This is a genomic window from Labilithrix luteola (assembly GCF_001263205.1).
In the GTDB taxonomy this organism is placed as follows: Bacteria; Myxococcota_A; Polyangia; order Polyangiales; family Polyangiaceae; genus Labilithrix; species Labilithrix luteola.
On sequence record NZ_CP012333.1, the window covers coordinates 12,094,729 to 12,110,497 of the forward strand.

The window sequence follows — 15,769 nt, forward strand, 5'->3', positions numbered from 1 at the left end:
CGCTGTAGGACTCACTCATGAAGCTCGGTCTTCGCGGGTCGCGAATCGTGCTCACGCTCGGCCTCGCCACGGCGTGCTCGCAGGGAACGCCGCCAACCAACCACGAGGTCGTTCGCACCACCGGCCAGGCCATCCAAGGCGGTGAGGTGGATACGACGCACGCCTTCGCAGTAGGCATTTGCGGAGGTGGCGCTCCTGGCGCGTGTCAGACGCTGTGCTCGGGCGCCCTCATCGCGCCGAACGTGGTCGTCACGGCGCGTCATTGCATCCACGAGACGCCCAAGTTGATCGACTGCGCGGAGAATCCCAAGTTCGGGGCGCCGTATCACGATCAAACTTGGATTACGACGGACGGAAACGTCTTCCAGCCGAACACGGGCTGGCACACGGTCGCTCGCTACGTCGTCTCCGACCAAGACCAATTCTGCGGCAACGACATCGCACTGCTCGTTCTCGAGGACATGGTGCCCGAGAGCGAGGCCAGGCCGATCATCCCGGCTGTCCAGCGCGCGATGACGGACTCTCACTACACGCGTTCGTTCACGGCGGTGGGCTACGGGAACACCGGTCCTGAAGACGCTGGGTTCACCGCAGGGACGCGCCGGATCAAGCGCGGCATTGGCCTCATCTGTCCACTCGGCGCGAGCTCGCCCTGCCCTTCGATCGTCAACCCGAACGAGTTCTACGGCGGCGATGGACTCTGCCAGGGTGATAGCGGGTCGAGCGCCTACGAGGACAACTCGTTCACCGAGAACGACGGGGCCAACGCCATCTCGTTCGGTGTCCTGTCGCGCGCCTTCACGAGCGCCGACGGTGCGTCGTGCGAAGGCTCCGTCTATACGCGCCTCGATGCCTTCCGCACGCTCGTCGTCGACACGGTCAAGTCGGCTTCGAAGGATTGGTCCCTCTATCCACAGCCGGCGTGGGCGGAAGCCGTCGCGCCGCCCGAAAGCGATGCGGGCACGCGAGACAGCGGCGGCCCCGTCGTTGCGGAGCCTCCTCTCGAGCCCGCGCCCACGCCAGATGCATCGACGACGCCAGCCGCGATCGACGCGACCGACGCGACCGGATGCTCGCTCGCGGGTTCACGTCACGTCGCGACCTCGACCTATGGCCTTCTCGGCGTGCTGGCACTCCTCGTCGTTCGCCGCCGGCGTTGACGGTCCGCGCTCGAACGAGCGCTCACCTTCGCACTTCGAAATCGAAAACGGGCGAACGCTCTCGAAGCGTCCGCCCGTTTCTCATTTCGTCGAGCTCAGTTCTGCGACGGGAACAGGCAGAACTTTCCGCCCGCCGCTGCCAAGCACTTCTCGCTGACGCTGCCGACGGCGAACGTGCAATCGGTGTCGGTGTCGCACGGCTGTGCGCATGATCCACGAAGACCCGCAGGCTCCCCGGTGAAGAGCTTGGTGCCGCCGTTCTCGGCCGGCAGAAGCGCCGTGCACTTCCAGGCGTGGCCGTTCGTCGTCGTCACACCACAGGTGGCGTCACCCTCCGCGCCGGTTGCGCACGGCGCGCGGCAGATGCCCTTCGCCTTGTCAGGTCCAGAACCGCCGATAGCGTTGCAGGCGCATTCTCGAGGGTCGGTCGCCGTCGCGGGGGCCGTGCAGGGGTCGCCGGGCTTCTTGGTCGGAGCAACGACGTTCGACGCTGCGACGCACTCGCCCGACGAGACCTGACACGCCTGACCGGTGCCTTTGCAGTCGGCGTCGGTCGTGCACATGCCGTAGCAGAAGCCGATGCCAATCGCGCCTCGCGTCTTGTCGACGTAGCCGTTGTCGAAGACGCACTTGTTGTTGCCCTGGCACGCGGTGGTGATGGACGTGGAGTCGAACTGGCAGTACGGGAGACAGACGCCGCCACCGCCCCGCGTGTAGCAGTAGCCCGCTTCACCGTCGCAAAGAAGGTCGGTGACGTCAGTGCCCTTGACGGTGCAGCTCGGCTGGACGCAGACGGGCGTGGAGAAGATGTCGTTGCCTCCATACGCCTCGGTGGAGCAGATGTTGTCATTCAGCGAATCGGCAACTTGGCAATCGGCGGTCGTCTTGCACTCGTTGCCGACGGTGCGCTCCTCTTGGGGGTCGGCAGGCGTCGGGTCGACGTTGTTCGCCTTTCTGTCCGGTGCAGCATCCGAGCTACCGCCGCCGTCGGTCTTCGTCGTTTCCGAAGGGGTGCCGTTCGCAGTGTCGTCGCTGCTCGAGCAAGCGACCACGGCCAGGGAGAACACGCCCAGCAGGGTCGTCGCGCCCGCAAGTGCCAAGAACTTTCTCATGATGTGCCTCGCTTCGATTCGCGGAATCCGCGCGAGAAAAGCCTTCGAGCTCGGCACGCATGGCCGAGGTCAGACCGATCTCCAGCAGACTCGACATGGCGATGTCTGGAGCGAGACCGATTTCTAGGTTTTCGTCCGGCGGCCGAACGAGGCGCGCCTAGCCTCTTCTCCCTGGCTTGGGCCACCCGCGGATTGGCCTGGGCCAGGCAACCATGGACGTAACCGCGCGAAGATCCACGCCCCCCGATCGTGGCATCGACGTTGCTGAGCATGGGGCATGCAGCCTGCGTATGCCGAACGCGCCGCGAACGATGGGTCGACGAGCTTCGACGTGGAGGCGCTGACCAACGGCGACTTGCTCGCCTTCCTCCTCAATCGCGGCGGCGCTACGTTGCTCGTCGCCGGCGGTGCGACGGCCGTCGCGCGAAATCTTCTCGACGCCCTCGGTGGCCTTTCGGGCCTCTCGCGCGCCGGCGTAGACGAGCTCGCGGCACTCTTGCCCACCGCCAAACGATTCGTTCCCGCAGAGACTGCGCGAAGCGTGGCGGCGGCGTTCGAGCTCGGGAGGCGTGCGGCGACGGAGCCCTCGAGCGAGCGGCTTCGATTGCGGGACAGCCGTGACGTGGCGGCGTGGGGTATGGCTCGTCTCGGTGCGCTCGAGCACGAGGAGCTCTGGTTGCTCGCCTTGGACGGTCAGAATCGGCTCCGCGCGGCCCGTCGGGTGGCGCAAGGAGGACTGCACGGCGTCTCCCTCCGGGCGGCGGATCCGCTCAGGCATGCGCTACGCGCGGCGGCGAGCGGCTTCATCCTCATCCACAATCACCCGAGCGGCGATCCGAGGCCCAGCCCGGAAGACGTCGCATTCACGCGAGCCGTCGCGCAGGCTGCCGTTGTCGTCGGCATGCCGCTACTCGATCACGTCGTGGTCACGCGCGACGCCTTCGAGTCCGTTCCCATGCCGGAGATCGGCTGATTGGACGCGCCTTCAGTCCGAAGCCACGTTGGCGTGGCACCGACCGATGAAGCCGCAATAGATGGCCTCGCAACGCTCGAGCGCAACGCGGGGGAAGTACTCCGACCAGCGTGCCTCCATCAGGCGGTCTCCCAAACCGGCAAGGCGAGCACGCACCGTCACTTCGTCGGGCAACTCGCGCCACACCGGCTCGGCAACACCGCCGCCGAGGTAGGCAAGTCCCGCGCGCACGCGCGTAGCCTCGGGAAACAGGGAGCGAACGGCGAGCGTGTAGACGTCGAGCTGGAAAGCGTACGCCCCCGATGTCGTCGGGGCCTTGTCCGGCGATTCGGACGACGCGTTCCGACCGCTCTTGTAGTCGACGACGTCGACCGAGCCATCCGGCCAGACCACGACGAGGTCCATGCTTCCGCGCAAGACGACCGAACGATCTTCGGCGTCGGTGGCGGACAGCACGAACGACACCTCGCGTCGCGGATCGCCGCCCTTCTCGGCAACCCCTCGCGCATAGTCACCGCGCAAGAACCGCTCGACGCGGCCCACGATAGTGGCGTGTTGCGGGTGATCTTCGGGGATACCTTCGGCGACGAGCGCCCGGCTCGCCGCCTGCGCCGCGTCGTCAGCGGCGAACGCACCGACGGGAACGCGCTCGAGCACCGCGTGGGCGAGCGTTCCTTGCGCACGCGCATCGAGCACGCCGGTCGTGGTTCGCGCGGCGTCGGGCGTGCGACCTCGAAGATGCTCCGGAAGGCCCATGAGGTGGATGAGCTCGAAGCGGCGCGCGCAGTGATCGAAGTCGGCGAGGGCCGTCGGGGCGATCGGAAGCGAGCGCCATTTCGGTCTCGCGGCCGCAGGCTCGCTGGCGGCGGGCGCTCCCATTGGTTCCGGTTCGGGCTCGAGGCCGAACGAACGCGGCTGCGGAGAAGGAACGTCCACCTCCTCGATGGCGAGCGCCGCGGCCGCAAGCGACGACGGGTCCACCGCGAGCTCCTCGAGGGCCGCAAGCGAGGACGCCCCTACGTCACCGGTCCCCTCGCGGGTTCGCCCCCCGACGAGGTACATGGCATCGGCTGCGCGGGTCACGGCCACGTACGCGAGGCGCTGCCGCTCGGCACGTTCGCGACGTCGCATGAGCGCATAGGCCGAAGCGAACGAGGGCGGCTCCAGGATCATGCCGTCTTCGTCCGCGATACGCACGGCGAGTACGTTCGGTGCATCGCCCGCGCCCACGGCCACGCGCGCGGCGCCCTTGTCGGAGCGAGGCAGGGCCGCGCCGATCTCTGGCACGAACACGATGGGGAAGTCGAGACCTTTGCTGGCATGCACCGTGAGCAGGCGCACCGCGTCGTCTTCTTCCGAGAACGTCGCGGCTTCGGATTCCGCGAGCTCTTGCGAAGAAGCGTCGTCGAGCCAACGACGAAACGCGCGCGCATCGGCGTGGCGATCGGCGATGGTAAGGAGCTTTCGCATGTTCGCCGCGCGCTGATCACCGCGCGGCAGTGCCCCGAGCACACGGTCGAGCGAGCGCGCGGAGACGGCTTCGCGCAGGATGGCCCCGGGTCCGAGGCGGCCCGCGCAACGAGCCAGATCACGAATCAGCGTGGCAAGGCTCTCGAGCGCCGCCTCGTCTTCCGGGTGCACGAGCGACGAACGATGCGGGGCGGCCCAGGCCGACGGCGGCGAAAGCCCGCCTTCGGGCATCGTGAGACCGAGCAGCGTCTCGTCGTGGACCGACGCCCAAGGGCCGCGCAAAACCTCCAACGCGGCAAGGCGATCGGAGGGATCGAGCACGAGCGCGAGCATCGCGGCGAGGTCGCGGACTTCGCGCGTGCGGAAGAAGCTTCGCCCAGCGACCACGTAGGGCACGTCCGCCTGAGCCAGCGCGAAAGCCATGGCGTCGAGCATGCCGTTCGTGGTGGCGAGCACTGCGAGATCACGCCACGACGGATCGTGGTGCGTCTTGCCGACCTTCGGCTCCTTGCCGTCGACGATCGCGCGGATACGCTGCGCGATGACGAGCGCTTCTTCGAGGCGCGAAGACGTGGTGCCCTTCGGCGCAATCTTCAGCCAGGTGGTCTTGGGTGTCAGTCGCTCACCCTCGGCGCTCTCCGGACGCGCCGCCTCCGGCGGAACGAGGAGGTCCTCCGTTGCCGGCACGTACTCGATCTCGAAGAGCTGCGGAGGAGGGTCTCCCGGCAAGAAGCGCTTCGCGCTGAACGCGTTCGCGAAGGCGAGCACTTCGGGGATGCTCCGCCGGTTGTGACGGAGCGCGAGGAAGTCGGCGAGCGGCTCCTTCGGCTGCCACGTGACGCCCACCGGAATCCCGAGCGCTTCGCGCGCCGGCTCCCCTGCCAGTCCGACGGCCAGCTCGGCGAAGACACCGACGTCCGCGCCGCGGAAACCGTAGATCGATTGCTTGCGGTCACCGACGACCAGCAGGCCCGCGGGCCGAATCACGCCGAGCGGAGGAACGCAGCCCGGCTCGCGAACGCCCGAGCGCGCCCAGAGGAGCTGGAGCAAGTCACGCTGGACGCGCGAGGTGTCCTGGAACTCGTCGACGAGCAGAGCGTCGATGCCCGACGAGACTTCTTCGGCGACGTCCGACCGATCGAGCAAGAGCTCCCGTGCGGCACGAAGAATCTCTCCGAAACCGAGCGTGGCGCGCGCGCGACCGGCGAGGAGAATCTCCTGCTCGGCCTCGGCCAGCACCTCGCGCAGCAGCGTGGCCCGCGACGGGAAGAGATGGCGCGCTCGGAATGCACGGGCCAAGCGCCGGCCACGCTCCTCGTTCGTGGTCCCAGGCAACTCGGCGCGGAACTCGGCGAACGACTCGACTTCGAGCGTCTTCTTTCCGCGCGCGGCAATGGACGTGAGCGCCACCGCCGCCGCTTCGATGCGCGCGTCGTCTCCGGCATCCCATGCGGAGCCGAGCGCCCGCGCGGCATCCTCGAACTTCGGAACGGCCGAGAGAGACCGTGCATGATGCACGAGTGCACGCATCGTGGCTTCGGTGCTCTCGGTGTCGAGGCCCGGAATGGCAAGGTCGCGCGCCGCCCGACCGTCCTCCTCGAGCTGCATGAGGATGCGGCGAACCTGCACGATGAGCCGGTCGATGCCGCCGGCCGCCTCCGACAGAGAGCGAATGCCGTCGGGATCGGTCACGAGCTTGCGCTCGAGGGCACGGGCGATGGCGTCGTCGCTTCGCGCTCGGGCGTCGGCCTCGGTGGCCAGCTCGAAGCCCGGGCCAAGACCGAGCTCGACGGCATAGCTGCGAACGATGCTCGTCGCGAAGCTGTGGAGCGTGCCGAACCTCGCTTGCGGGAGCGCCGCAAGGGCCTTGCGCGCGCGAGCGGCGATCGTGTCGTCCCCCCGGCCGACGCCCTCGCGCATGCGCAGGCTCGCAATGTACGGCGAGGTCGATGGCGCGCTCCCGAGCCGCTCGAGCTCGTGGGTGACACGGGCGCGAATCTCGGCGGCGGCCTTGCGGCTGAACGTGGTCGCCACGATCCGCGAAGGGTCCACGGGCTTCGAGCGCGTAGCGCCAGCCGTGCGTGGACCAGCAACGAGGAGATGCACGATGACGCCGACGAGCGCGTGCGTCTTACCTGTCCCGGCGCTCGCTGCGAGCACCAGGTTCTTCGTCGGCGCGTAGAGATCCCGAGGATCGATGTCCACCTAGGGCTCCTCGAGATCTTCGGCCGGGGCCATGGCGAAGCGAGGCTTGCGGCAGCCGCCGCTCACCGCGCAATTCCGGCATTCCGAGTCGTCGGCCGGGAACGGAGCCAAGGTTCCGCTGCGGGCCGCGATGACGAGCGAGATGGCGCGATGCTCGACCGGGGAGATCGATGCGCCGCCCACGCGGGTCACGAGGTCCACCATCTTCTGCTCGACGGCGGGCGGGGTCTTGGCCTCGGCGACGTCGCGCGCCTGGAACGGGAGATACGTGCCGGTGGCCGGCACGCCGAGCTCCTGGGCGGAGAGACACGCGTAGAGCGGAACCTGCAGCGCGGTCTCTCCGAGGGAGGAGCCGGCGTCGCGAACGGTCGATTTGCTGCGCTTGTAGTCGACCACGCGAAGCGCCTTCTTGCCCCCGCGAGACTGGTCGATGCGGTCGATCGTTCCGCGGAGCGTGAGCCGCTCGCCCTCGTAGTCGATGTGGAGGGCAGGCCACGCGTCGCGCGAGCGCGCACCGAACGCCTTTTCGGCGAGCGCGAAATCCCACGCCTCGTCGAGGATGGCCGCCGCCAGAACGGCACGCACCGAGTCGCGGACCTTGAGGCGAACGATCGCCCGGAGCGGCGCGTGACCTTGCCATCGCTCGAGGACCACGTCCGCTGCCGCAAGGCCATCGCGCATGATGGCTTCGGCGTCGCGAGGGCTCTTCGGCCATGCTTCGCGGGTTGCCGTGAAGGCCTCGGCGAGCGCGTCGTGGACGAGCGTTCCTTCTTCGCGCGCGTCGGGCAGCTCGTCGTGCGGCATTGGCTCGCGCGCCGCGAGAACAGCCTGCGCAAAGCCCATGAAGGGGCACTTGGCGAAGCGCTCGAGCGACGTGACCGCCAAGGGACGCTCGCCGCCGCCCGTCGCGTTTCGAAGGATTGCACGCGCTTCGTCGCTCGTACGGATCTGCCCCACGACGTCGGACCGAGGGCGCGAAGGGTCGAGGAAGAAGCCTTCGCGCTCACGCTCACGACGCACGCGAAGCAGAACGTCGTCGGACGCCCCAAGCGCTTTTGCTTCGTTCTGGACGGAAGAAGCCACCGCGCCTTGGCGTTCGAGAGCCGTGACCACGGGCGACGGGCCAAGCGGCGCTCCACTCGCGTCTTCACGAACCGAGACGATCACGATTCGCTCGGCTTCGGCCGCAGCCATCGCCAACGCCGCAAGCTCCTGCGCGCGCCGAATTCCGGGCGCCGGTGCAATGAACGTGGTCTTCGAGCGATCGACGCCGCGAGCCAGTGCGTCGAGCAATGTCGGCCCCGCGAGCGCGTCGTGGCCGTCGTCGCGAGGAAGGAGCCCCTCGTTGGCGTCGAGGACCACCAGCAGATCGAGCGGGTCGCCCGGCACGTCGGCGAGGCGCGAGAAGCGAATCGCCCCCGCGCGGCCGGCACCGGGCCGCGAGCCCGAACCGTCGAGCAGCTCGGCGAGCTCCAGGCGGAAGAGCTCGGCATCGAGCTCCTGGTCGAGCGCATGGGCGCGATGCGTGGTCATCTCGTAGAGATCGAGAACCGACACGAGGCCGTCCCAGGCTCGGGCATCGCGCGCGATGGCGAGGCGTTCGGCGCGAGCAACGCCTTCCGGAGCCTCGTCGCGAGCAAAGGCCGACAGACCGCCGCGTCCGGCGCGCGCGCCGAGACCGAGCGCGCTCCACAGCGCCCGCGCCGCGCGAATGTGCTCGATCCGTGTGCGGGCCTTGGCGGGCGCGGCAAGCACGTTCGCAACCTTGCCGGCGAGCGCGGCGTCGGCCTCCTGGTGCTCCTCGTTGCGACGAAACGAGGTCGATGCCGGTGCCGCCGCCGTTCGGACCAGACGCGATTCCGGGTCGTCACCGCTCGCCGTGGCCGAGGATTCGAGTGCCTGCGCCACACGAACGAGCGAACGCGTGGCGTCTCGCCCATCGGTGCCTTCGGGAACGAGGCGCGGGGCATCCACGTAGCCCGAACGAAGCAAACGAGCGACCGCATGTCGTTCGAGCGAAGCGGAGAGCTCGAGCGCCAGCATGGCCGTCGCAATGACGGGTGCCGAGCCGAGCGGCGCACCTCGCGATTCGTACGAGACGAGCCCCGCGTCTTCGAAGGCGCGGCGGAGGGGCGCCAGCGTGCGTTCGTCGAGAACGGGCAACGCCACGACCACGCGCTCGACCAACGCACCGGCGGCCAAGGCTTCTTCGACCGCGACAACGGCCGCACGCGCCTGGAGTCCGGCGTCGGAGGCGCGCACGAGCTGCAGACGCTCGAGCCCGGTAGGCGGCGTCGAAGAGGGAGAGAACGTCAAATCCCCCAGGACGGGCACGATGATCTCGTCGTCCGGCGGAGCATCGAGGATGCGTGCGACTTCCTCGGTGAGCACCTCGAGTGGATCGCGCTCGCGCGTACCTTCGAGCGGATGGTCGAAGGCGGGCAGCGTCACCCGTGCGAAGCCTCCATGCGGCGAGAGCTTCTCGTCGATCGCACGGAACCACGCGAGGTCGGAAGGCTCCCACGCGAGAAGCCACTTCGCCTCGATACCCAGAGCGCCGATCACGGTCACGAGCTCGACGGTATCGGCGGCAGCGATGGCATTCGCCAGCAAGGCGCCCATCGCTCGACCGTCGCGCGCACCGAACTGCAGCAAGCGCGCATCGAGTGCGGCCATCGCGGTGGCGATCGTTCGGGCGCGCACCGCCGCGACGCCTCGACCACGCGAGGCGATGCGCTCGAGATCCGCGAGGGTGGCTCCACGCGCGCGGAGGAGACCAATGGCGCCGTCGAGCGCAGCGACCATGCGCGCCCAGGTTGCCCCTCCCCTCGCTCGCACCGCGGCAAGCAGAGGATCTTCGGCTGCCACGCGAGGATCGGCGCCTGATGCTGATGCTGCCGCGGCCTCGAACAGGTCGAGCTGCTTGTGGCCAGGGCGGCTCGCAGCAGCCGCGGCGACCGCCTCCGGATCGGCGAGCGCCATCCCGAGGACGAGACGACTCTCGCGGACGTCGGCGAAGGCGATCTCGGGCAGGAGACGCGCCGCGAGCCGCGTGCGGAATGACGTTCGCGTTTCGGCGAGCCTTCCTTCCCGCGCGAGACGCTCCACATGCCGCTCCGACGGCACGACGAAGAGCGTGGCTTCCCTCAACGTGCGAACCTGAACGGAAGCCCCAGAGGCTCCTTCAACGTGGTCGGGTCGTACAAGTACGCGTACGCGGCCTGACTCGAGAGCACGCGTTTGATGTAGTTGCGCGTCTCGTCGTACGGAATGAGCTCGACGAACACGTCGAGGTCCTCGCTGCCTCGAGCGGTAATCCAGCGATCGACGGCGCCCGATCCCGCGTTGTAAGCACCGATCGCGAGTGCAGGATGCACGTGCTTCGCACGCAGCTTCGTGAGCAGGCGCGTGCCGAGGCCGATCGACACCTCGGGCGTCTTGAGCGCGGTTTCGTCGGAGCCGAACGTGGTGCCGGTAGCGACCCACTTGGCGGTGGGAACGATGAGCTGCATGAGCCCGAACGCGTTCGAGTGGCTCTTGACGTCGGCGACGAAGCTCGACTCCTCGCGCATGATGCCCCATGCGAGCGAGGTGGGCAGCGCGTTGTCGGCGCAGCTCTTGACGACGTTGGCTTCGAACGCTCGCGGGTACGCGACTTCCCACGCGAGGCGCCACTTGCCTTCGGGGTAGTGCGCGAGATGTTCGCCGGGCTTGCCGCGAGAGAAGGCGTGGCCGAGCTCGGGCAACCCGGCGCGGTTGTAAATGGCGCCGATCGCCCAGACCATCTCGGGGTCGGCGTCGTCGCCAATGGCGCCTGCCGCAGCGAACTCACGACGAGCCGCATCGACTTCGCCGACCTCGAGCAGACGAACACCGCGAAGCACGCCCGGGGACTCGAGCATCGGGAGCGGACGCGAGGGGAACACGCTGCCTTCGTCGCGCGCCGACGCGTCTTTCATCGTCTTCTGCGCGAGCGCAGGGTCGACGGCCGCGAGCCGCGCGTACGCGAGGAGCATGTAATACGCGAGCGGGTGATCCTGGACGATCGCGACGAGACGCTTCTTCTCGTCATCGGCGTCACCCGTGGCGCCCGAGGCGCGCGCGCGGAAGTAGCCAGCGCGGCCCGCCGTGGCCCAGTGCCGGTCGTCCGGTGCGAGCTCGAGAACGCGATCGAGCAGCGGCTTGGCGCCCGCCCAGTCCGCGTGCTGAACCTTGCCGAGCGCCACGCGAAACAGCGCTTCGGTGCGCATGTCGCCCGCGGGATAGCTGTCGGGCAAGGTCCGGAGCATTTGCTCGGCCCGCTCGTCGTGCCCTTCCTCCGTCGATTGAGCGACGAGCAGCGCCCCGCGATAGCGAGCGTCGTCGGCGAGGCGATGCGTGGGGAAGAGCTGCTCGAGGCGAGCGAACCACTCGATGGCGATCTTCGGGTCCTTGCCAGCGCGAGCCTTGGCGCCCGTGTAGAGCGCGTTGGCGAGCTGCTCGTCCTTCTCGCAGGCCGCGATGGCGTCGCCCCAGACATCGCCCTTCGAGCCTTTGAGCTTCCCGGCCGCGTTCGCGCGCGTCACCGCAGCGCGACACGCCGACGGCCCCGTCTTGGCGGCGCCGAGCACCGCGCTCGCCAGGTCGAACGACTTCGTCGCTTCGCCGTTGTCGAGCCAGGCCTGCGCTTGCCGGGCGCGGCCGTCATCCGACAGGGCCTCCGTCACGCTGGCGTCTTTTCCTCGCAGAAGCGCCACCGCGCGCCCACGGGCGGCCACAGCTCCCGCCGACTCGGCGAGCTTCGGGGCCTCGACGACGATCTTCGTGGCGAGCTCGAAGGCCTCTTTCGCACGCGACTCGGCAGGTCCGTCGACGCCGTCGAGAAGCGCATTCGCAATGCGCACCGTGGTGTCGACCCAGCGCGATCCGCGCGGATTCTTCGCGAGCCACGCGCGCCACAGCGGAAGCGACGAGACGCGGTCGCCCTTCGCCGCCAGCGATTCGGCGAGCACCAGCTTGACCTCGTCGGAGCAGGCCAGGTCCTCGGGAACGCGGCGCGCGCGAGCGATGGCTTCGTCGGCATGGCCCGCACGGCCGAGGGCTTGCGCGGCGCGCAGGTGCGCATAGCCGGCGAGCGGGCAGACGTCGGCTTCGGCGCGAGCAAACGCCGCTTCGGCAGCCAGCCCGTCACCGGCCGCGAGCGCATAGCGCCCCTCGAGGTAGTCCCATGCGCACGCCTCGCCGGGCGCGAGATTCTCCACGCGAGCGTCGTGCACGGCACGTGCAGCGCCGGTCCAGTCCTTGGCGCGCTCGAGATCGCGCACCTTGGCGAGGCGCGGGTCCTCGAGGAGGACGTGGATGTTTGGAAGCGACGCAGACCGTGCCGCGGCGCCGCCGTCTTCCGTGGTCGGGACGGACGTGACCGCCGGAGGCGACACGTTGCTTCCACTCCGACAGCCGACCGCGAGAAGCGCGATCGCGAGCCCGAACAACCGAAGTCTCATGCGCGCTTCCCGTCAGGTGGGCCCCGCTCCAGGCCTCTTCGGCCGCCTCCTCGGCGGCGGCATCCTCGGCGCGTCGTGCTCGATCGAGGAAGCGCTCTCGGTCTTTCGCCACCACGTCGCGATCGGCCTTGCTCAGGGCGAGCTGGCCACGCGCCTGCACCTCGGCGTTCCGCGCGTCCGTCAGGCTGGTATCCGCACGGTCGACCGCCCGGCCGAGTTGCGCGATCTCGTTCGACGCCGCGTGCGCCCACGCTTCAGCGCGCGCGAGGTCGACGGCACGTAGCTCCCCATTTCCGAGCCGCTTGGCCTCCTCGGCTCGTACCGCCGCTGCCCGCTGCTCCGCCTCCGCACGCTCTTGCTCGGCACGCACCTTGGCTTCCGCCGCGGCCTCACGATGGCGTACCTTCTCGCCAAGCTCGGCCGTCGCCTCGTCGACCTTGCGGTCGCGGTGCTCGAGCAGAGGTTTGAGCGGATACTTGGGGGACCGAACCATCAGAACAACAAAGCGAGACGAGAGACGCGAGTCCTAGGACAACCTCCGGGGCGAGCCCCTGGGGAAACCGACGAGCTTTCGGGAAATCAGTCTACCCCAAGCGAACGTCCGCGGGCAGCCGCTGCATTCCGCATCTGCGCGCAAACGTCACGGGGCCCGTTGCCTGTGGGACGGGGTTCCTTATCGTAAAGGGACGGATGCGCGCGGCCTTTTTCGACGCCCAAGGAAGCCGACTGGCACGCACGCTCCCGTACGCTGCGTCTGCGCTCGCCTTCCTGGCAGCCTGCACCGCGCCGGTTTCCGGCGGCCAGACGCTCCTCCTCCTCGCCTTCGCGGGTTCGCTGTTCTGCCTCGCGGGAGGCCTCGCGTTTCGACCTTCACGCGCTCGTGCGGTCGAGCTCGTGTGCGGTCCGGGTCACGTCGACGTCAAGAACGCGGGCCTCCGCTCGCAGCGCATCGAGGCGAAGTCCATCGTCGGCGCCACCACCGCGCGAACCGAGCGGGGGATCCTTCTGACGCTCGCCCACGCCAAGCGCGATCAGCCGATCGAGATCGAAGTGGAGAGCGAAGCCGATGCCGAACGCATTCGCCATGCACTCGGCATCGGTCACGACGGCTTCGGAACCGTAGGCTGGCGAACCGTTTCCGACGGGACGGCGAAGATCGCGCGCACCTGTCGTCTCGTGCTAGCCGCGCTCGGACTGCTCACGTGTTTCTTCGGCTGGACGGGCAGCGAGGGCGCCTCGATCCTCATGGGCATCCTCGGCTTCTTCGCGATGACCTTCGCAGGCCCGGTCAGCGTGGCCGGTTACTTCGTCAAACCCGGTGCCCCGAGCGTGGAGATGACACCGCACGGAGTCCGGCTCATGACGCCGCGAGGCTGGTTCAACGTTCCCTACGCCGACATCCTCGGCATCGAAACGCAGCAGGGCTGGCTCCAGTTCATCGTTCCACCGCCGCATCCTCCGATCTGGGTGCAGACCCAACGAGGCGCGCTCAGCTTCGGCGTGCGCGACGAAGACGAGCGAGCTCTCAAGGCACAGATTCTGACGGCCGCCGCACGCGCGCGAGGTCACGGCCCGCGCAAAGAAGACGTCACCGGGCGCGTCGGCACGCTTCGCCGCAACGGCGAAAACCCGCGCGACTGGCTCGTCCGGCTCGACATGGCCGGACAGATGCTCTCCGGCACGAGCGGCTACCGAGGCCACAACCTGGACCAGCAGGATCTGTGGATGGTCCTCGAAGATCCCGACGCCGAAGCCGAGCTGCGCGCCGCGGCGGCACGCGTCCTCCGTCACTCGCCCGAGCCCGAAGCACGCGTCCGCATCGGCAACGCCGTTGCGGCCGTTCGCGACGAGCGGGCCAACAAGAGGCTTCGCATCGCCGTCGAGGACGACCTCGATGCAGCAACCCTCGAGCTCGGACTCCTCGACGCCGAAGAGCACGCCCAGGCGCAGAAGATGGCGGCCATGTCCTCGGCGCTTCGGCCCGTGCGCTGACAACCGCCGCGACGACTCGTACCATCGCCCGCAGCAAGGGAGTGTGGGCGCTCCAGGGTCAGTGACGAAGCTGCGTATGCGTCGACGATGCGTCGTCGGACATCACGGCGATCGCCGACGCGATCGAGAGCGCGAGGAACAACGCGGCGCCGATCGCAACCACGGTCGGCAGGATTCGCCGCGGCCGCGCCACGGAAGGAGCCGGCTTCGCCCCACGCTTCGGAAGCGCGCCGGGATGCACCTGCGGCTTCACCGAATCGTCGACGAGCTCGCGAGGATCGAAGAGCGAGGGATTCGACGGCGGAGAGAATTCGGGCTCGAGCAGCGCCGCCTCGAGGAACTCGGGATCGGCCGAGAAGCTCGGCGGCGGTAGCGTGGGGAGCCAATGCGGGTGAGCGCCCTGCCACGCGGCGCGCATCGCCGCCATGTCCGGGAAGCGATCCGCCTTGCGATACGACAGCGCTTGGTCGACCACGGCAACGACGGCGCTCGCCATCTCGGGCACTGCCTCGGCGAGCGAACGCGGGCGCACCGAAGCACTCGCCAGCATCATCGCGTCGACGTGCCTAGCGATGTGAACCGGCTGGCCGGAGAGAACGTGGAAGAGTGTCGCCGCCAGAGACCAGACGTCGCTCTGAGCGTCGACCTTCTTGGTGAGGCCGAGCGCCTGCTCGGGCGGCATGTACGAAGGCGTGCCGACCACGTTCTGCGCGGCGTCCGCCGTGTAACCGGAGAGCTTCGCGAAACCGAAGTCGAGCAGCTTCACGCCGCCGCCCTCGAGCACGTAAATATTGCTCGGCTTGAGATCGCGGTGAACGACGCCTGCGGCGTGCACGGCGCAGAGGGCATCCATCACGGCGTCGCCGATGCGCATCATCTCGTCGAGCGGAACGCGGCCGCCGTGCGCCTGGCGAAGCTCCTCGAGCGTGCGTCCGACGAGGAGCTCGAAGACGAGGAATGCGCAGCCGTCCTCGGCAATGCCGTCGTCGAGAACCTTCACGGTCCCGGGGTGCTCGATCGCCGCGACCAGACGCGCTTCGGCGAGGAGAATCTTGAGCATGCGCGGATGCTGCGAGAACTCCGGATTCAGGAGCTTGATCGCGGCGCGCGTGCCGGTCTCGACGTTGGTGGCCGCGTAGACGGTGGACGTGCCGCCGTGCCCCAGCTCGGCGTCGACGCGCCAACGCCCTTGCGCGTTGCCCATGAGCACGCGGCCAAGCCGTGCGTCGCGGCGGCCATCCATCCACATCGAGATAATCCTACCAGGCTGGACGTCACAGACCAGCCCGGAACTGCGCCGATGCGAGGCCGACATGTGCTCCATCTGGCGCGGTCTGCTCCACTGCCGAGCGTTCGAGGACGAATCCCTCCCCT

8 protein-coding genes and 1 pseudogene are annotated in these 15,769 nt (G+C 68.7%); 3 read left to right on the top strand and 6 right to left on the bottom strand.

What is annotated here, in order from left to right; genetic code table 11:
* Window positions 1-17 precede the first annotated feature (17 nt).
* Window positions 18-1,160 (top strand): trypsin-like serine protease, encoded by a 1,143-nt coding sequence (locus AKJ09_RS52175; protein ID WP_146655342.1) that lies wholly within the window; start codon window positions 18-20, stop codon window positions 1,158-1,160.
* A 95-nt stretch (window positions 1,161-1,255) separates the two neighbouring features.
* On the opposite strand, the gene AKJ09_RS52180 is transcribed toward AKJ09_RS52175, so the two are convergent.
* Entirely contained in the window at window positions 1,256-2,272 is a 1,017-nt protein-coding gene (locus AKJ09_RS52180) for a hypothetical protein (protein ID WP_146655343.1), read from the bottom strand.
* A 277-nt stretch (window positions 2,273-2,549) separates the two neighbouring features.
* Between AKJ09_RS52180 and AKJ09_RS52185 the strand changes: the two genes are divergently transcribed.
* Window positions 2,550-3,245 (top strand): JAB domain-containing protein, encoded by a 696-nt coding sequence (locus tag AKJ09_RS52185; RefSeq protein ID WP_146655344.1) that lies wholly within the window; start codon window positions 2,550-2,552, stop codon window positions 3,243-3,245.
* Between the two features lie 12 nt (window positions 3,246-3,257).
* On the opposite strand, the gene AKJ09_RS52190 is transcribed toward AKJ09_RS52185, so the two are convergent.
* The 4 genes and pseudogenes from AKJ09_RS52190 to AKJ09_RS56525 form a co-directional block, all read right to left on the bottom strand.
* The gene (locus tag AKJ09_RS52190; RefSeq protein WP_146655345.1) at window positions 3,258-6,920 is read right to left on the bottom strand and encodes a UvrD-helicase domain-containing protein; all 3,663 of its coding nucleotides are present in this window, start codon (window positions 6,918-6,920) and stop codon (window positions 3,258-3,260) included.
* Complete coding sequence (locus AKJ09_RS52195) at window positions 6,921-10,070, bottom strand: PD-(D/E)XK nuclease family protein (RefSeq protein WP_146655346.1); 3,150 nt, start codon at window positions 10,068-10,070, stop codon at window positions 6,921-6,923.
* The gene (locus AKJ09_RS52200) at window positions 10,067-12,403 is read right to left on the bottom strand and encodes a transglycosylase SLT domain-containing protein (protein ID WP_146655347.1); all 2,337 of its coding nucleotides are present in this window, start codon (window positions 12,401-12,403) and stop codon (window positions 10,067-10,069) included. The genes AKJ09_RS52195 and AKJ09_RS52200 overlap by 4 nt, the downstream gene beginning before the upstream one ends.
* Before the next feature lie 85 nt (window positions 12,404-12,488).
* Window positions 12,489-12,896: pseudogene (locus AKJ09_RS56525) on the bottom strand (hypothetical protein); the annotation flags it as partial.
* Between the two features lie 197 nt (window positions 12,897-13,093).
* Between AKJ09_RS56525 and AKJ09_RS52210 the strand changes: the two are divergent.
* Complete coding sequence (locus tag AKJ09_RS52210; RefSeq protein WP_146655349.1) at window positions 13,094-14,395, top strand: hypothetical protein; 1,302 nt, start codon at window positions 13,094-13,096, stop codon at window positions 14,393-14,395.
* A 58-nt stretch (window positions 14,396-14,453) separates the two neighbouring features.
* On the opposite strand, the gene AKJ09_RS52215 is transcribed toward AKJ09_RS52210, so the two are convergent.
* Entirely contained in the window at window positions 14,454-15,644 is a 1,191-nt protein-coding gene (locus tag AKJ09_RS52215) for a serine/threonine-protein kinase (RefSeq protein ID WP_169928705.1), read from the bottom strand.
* Window positions 15,645-15,769: the final 125 nt, after the last annotated feature.

Excerpts from the sequence above, each read along its gene's own strand:
- AKJ09_RS52175 (WP_146655342.1), top strand. The coding sequence starts at position 18 with ATGAAGCTCGGTCTTCGCGGGTCGCGAATCGTGCTCACGCTCGGCCTC.
- AKJ09_RS52180 (WP_146655343.1), bottom strand. The coding sequence starts at position 2,272 with ATGAGAAAGTTCTTGGCACTTGCGGGCGCGACGACCCTGCTGGGCGTG.
- AKJ09_RS52185 (WP_146655344.1), top strand. The coding sequence starts at position 2,550 with ATGCAGCCTGCGTATGCCGAACGCGCCGCGAACGATGGGTCGACGAGC.
- AKJ09_RS52200 (WP_146655347.1), bottom strand. The coding sequence starts at position 12,403 with ATGAGACTTCGGTTGTTCGGGCTCGCGATCGCGCTTCTCGCGGTCGGC.
- AKJ09_RS52210 (WP_146655349.1), top strand. The coding sequence starts at position 13,094 with ATGCGCGCGGCCTTTTTCGACGCCCAAGGAAGCCGACTGGCACGCACG.
- AKJ09_RS52215 (WP_169928705.1), bottom strand. The coding sequence starts at position 15,644 with ATGTGGATGGATGGCCGCCGCGACGCACGGCTTGGCCGCGTGCTCATG.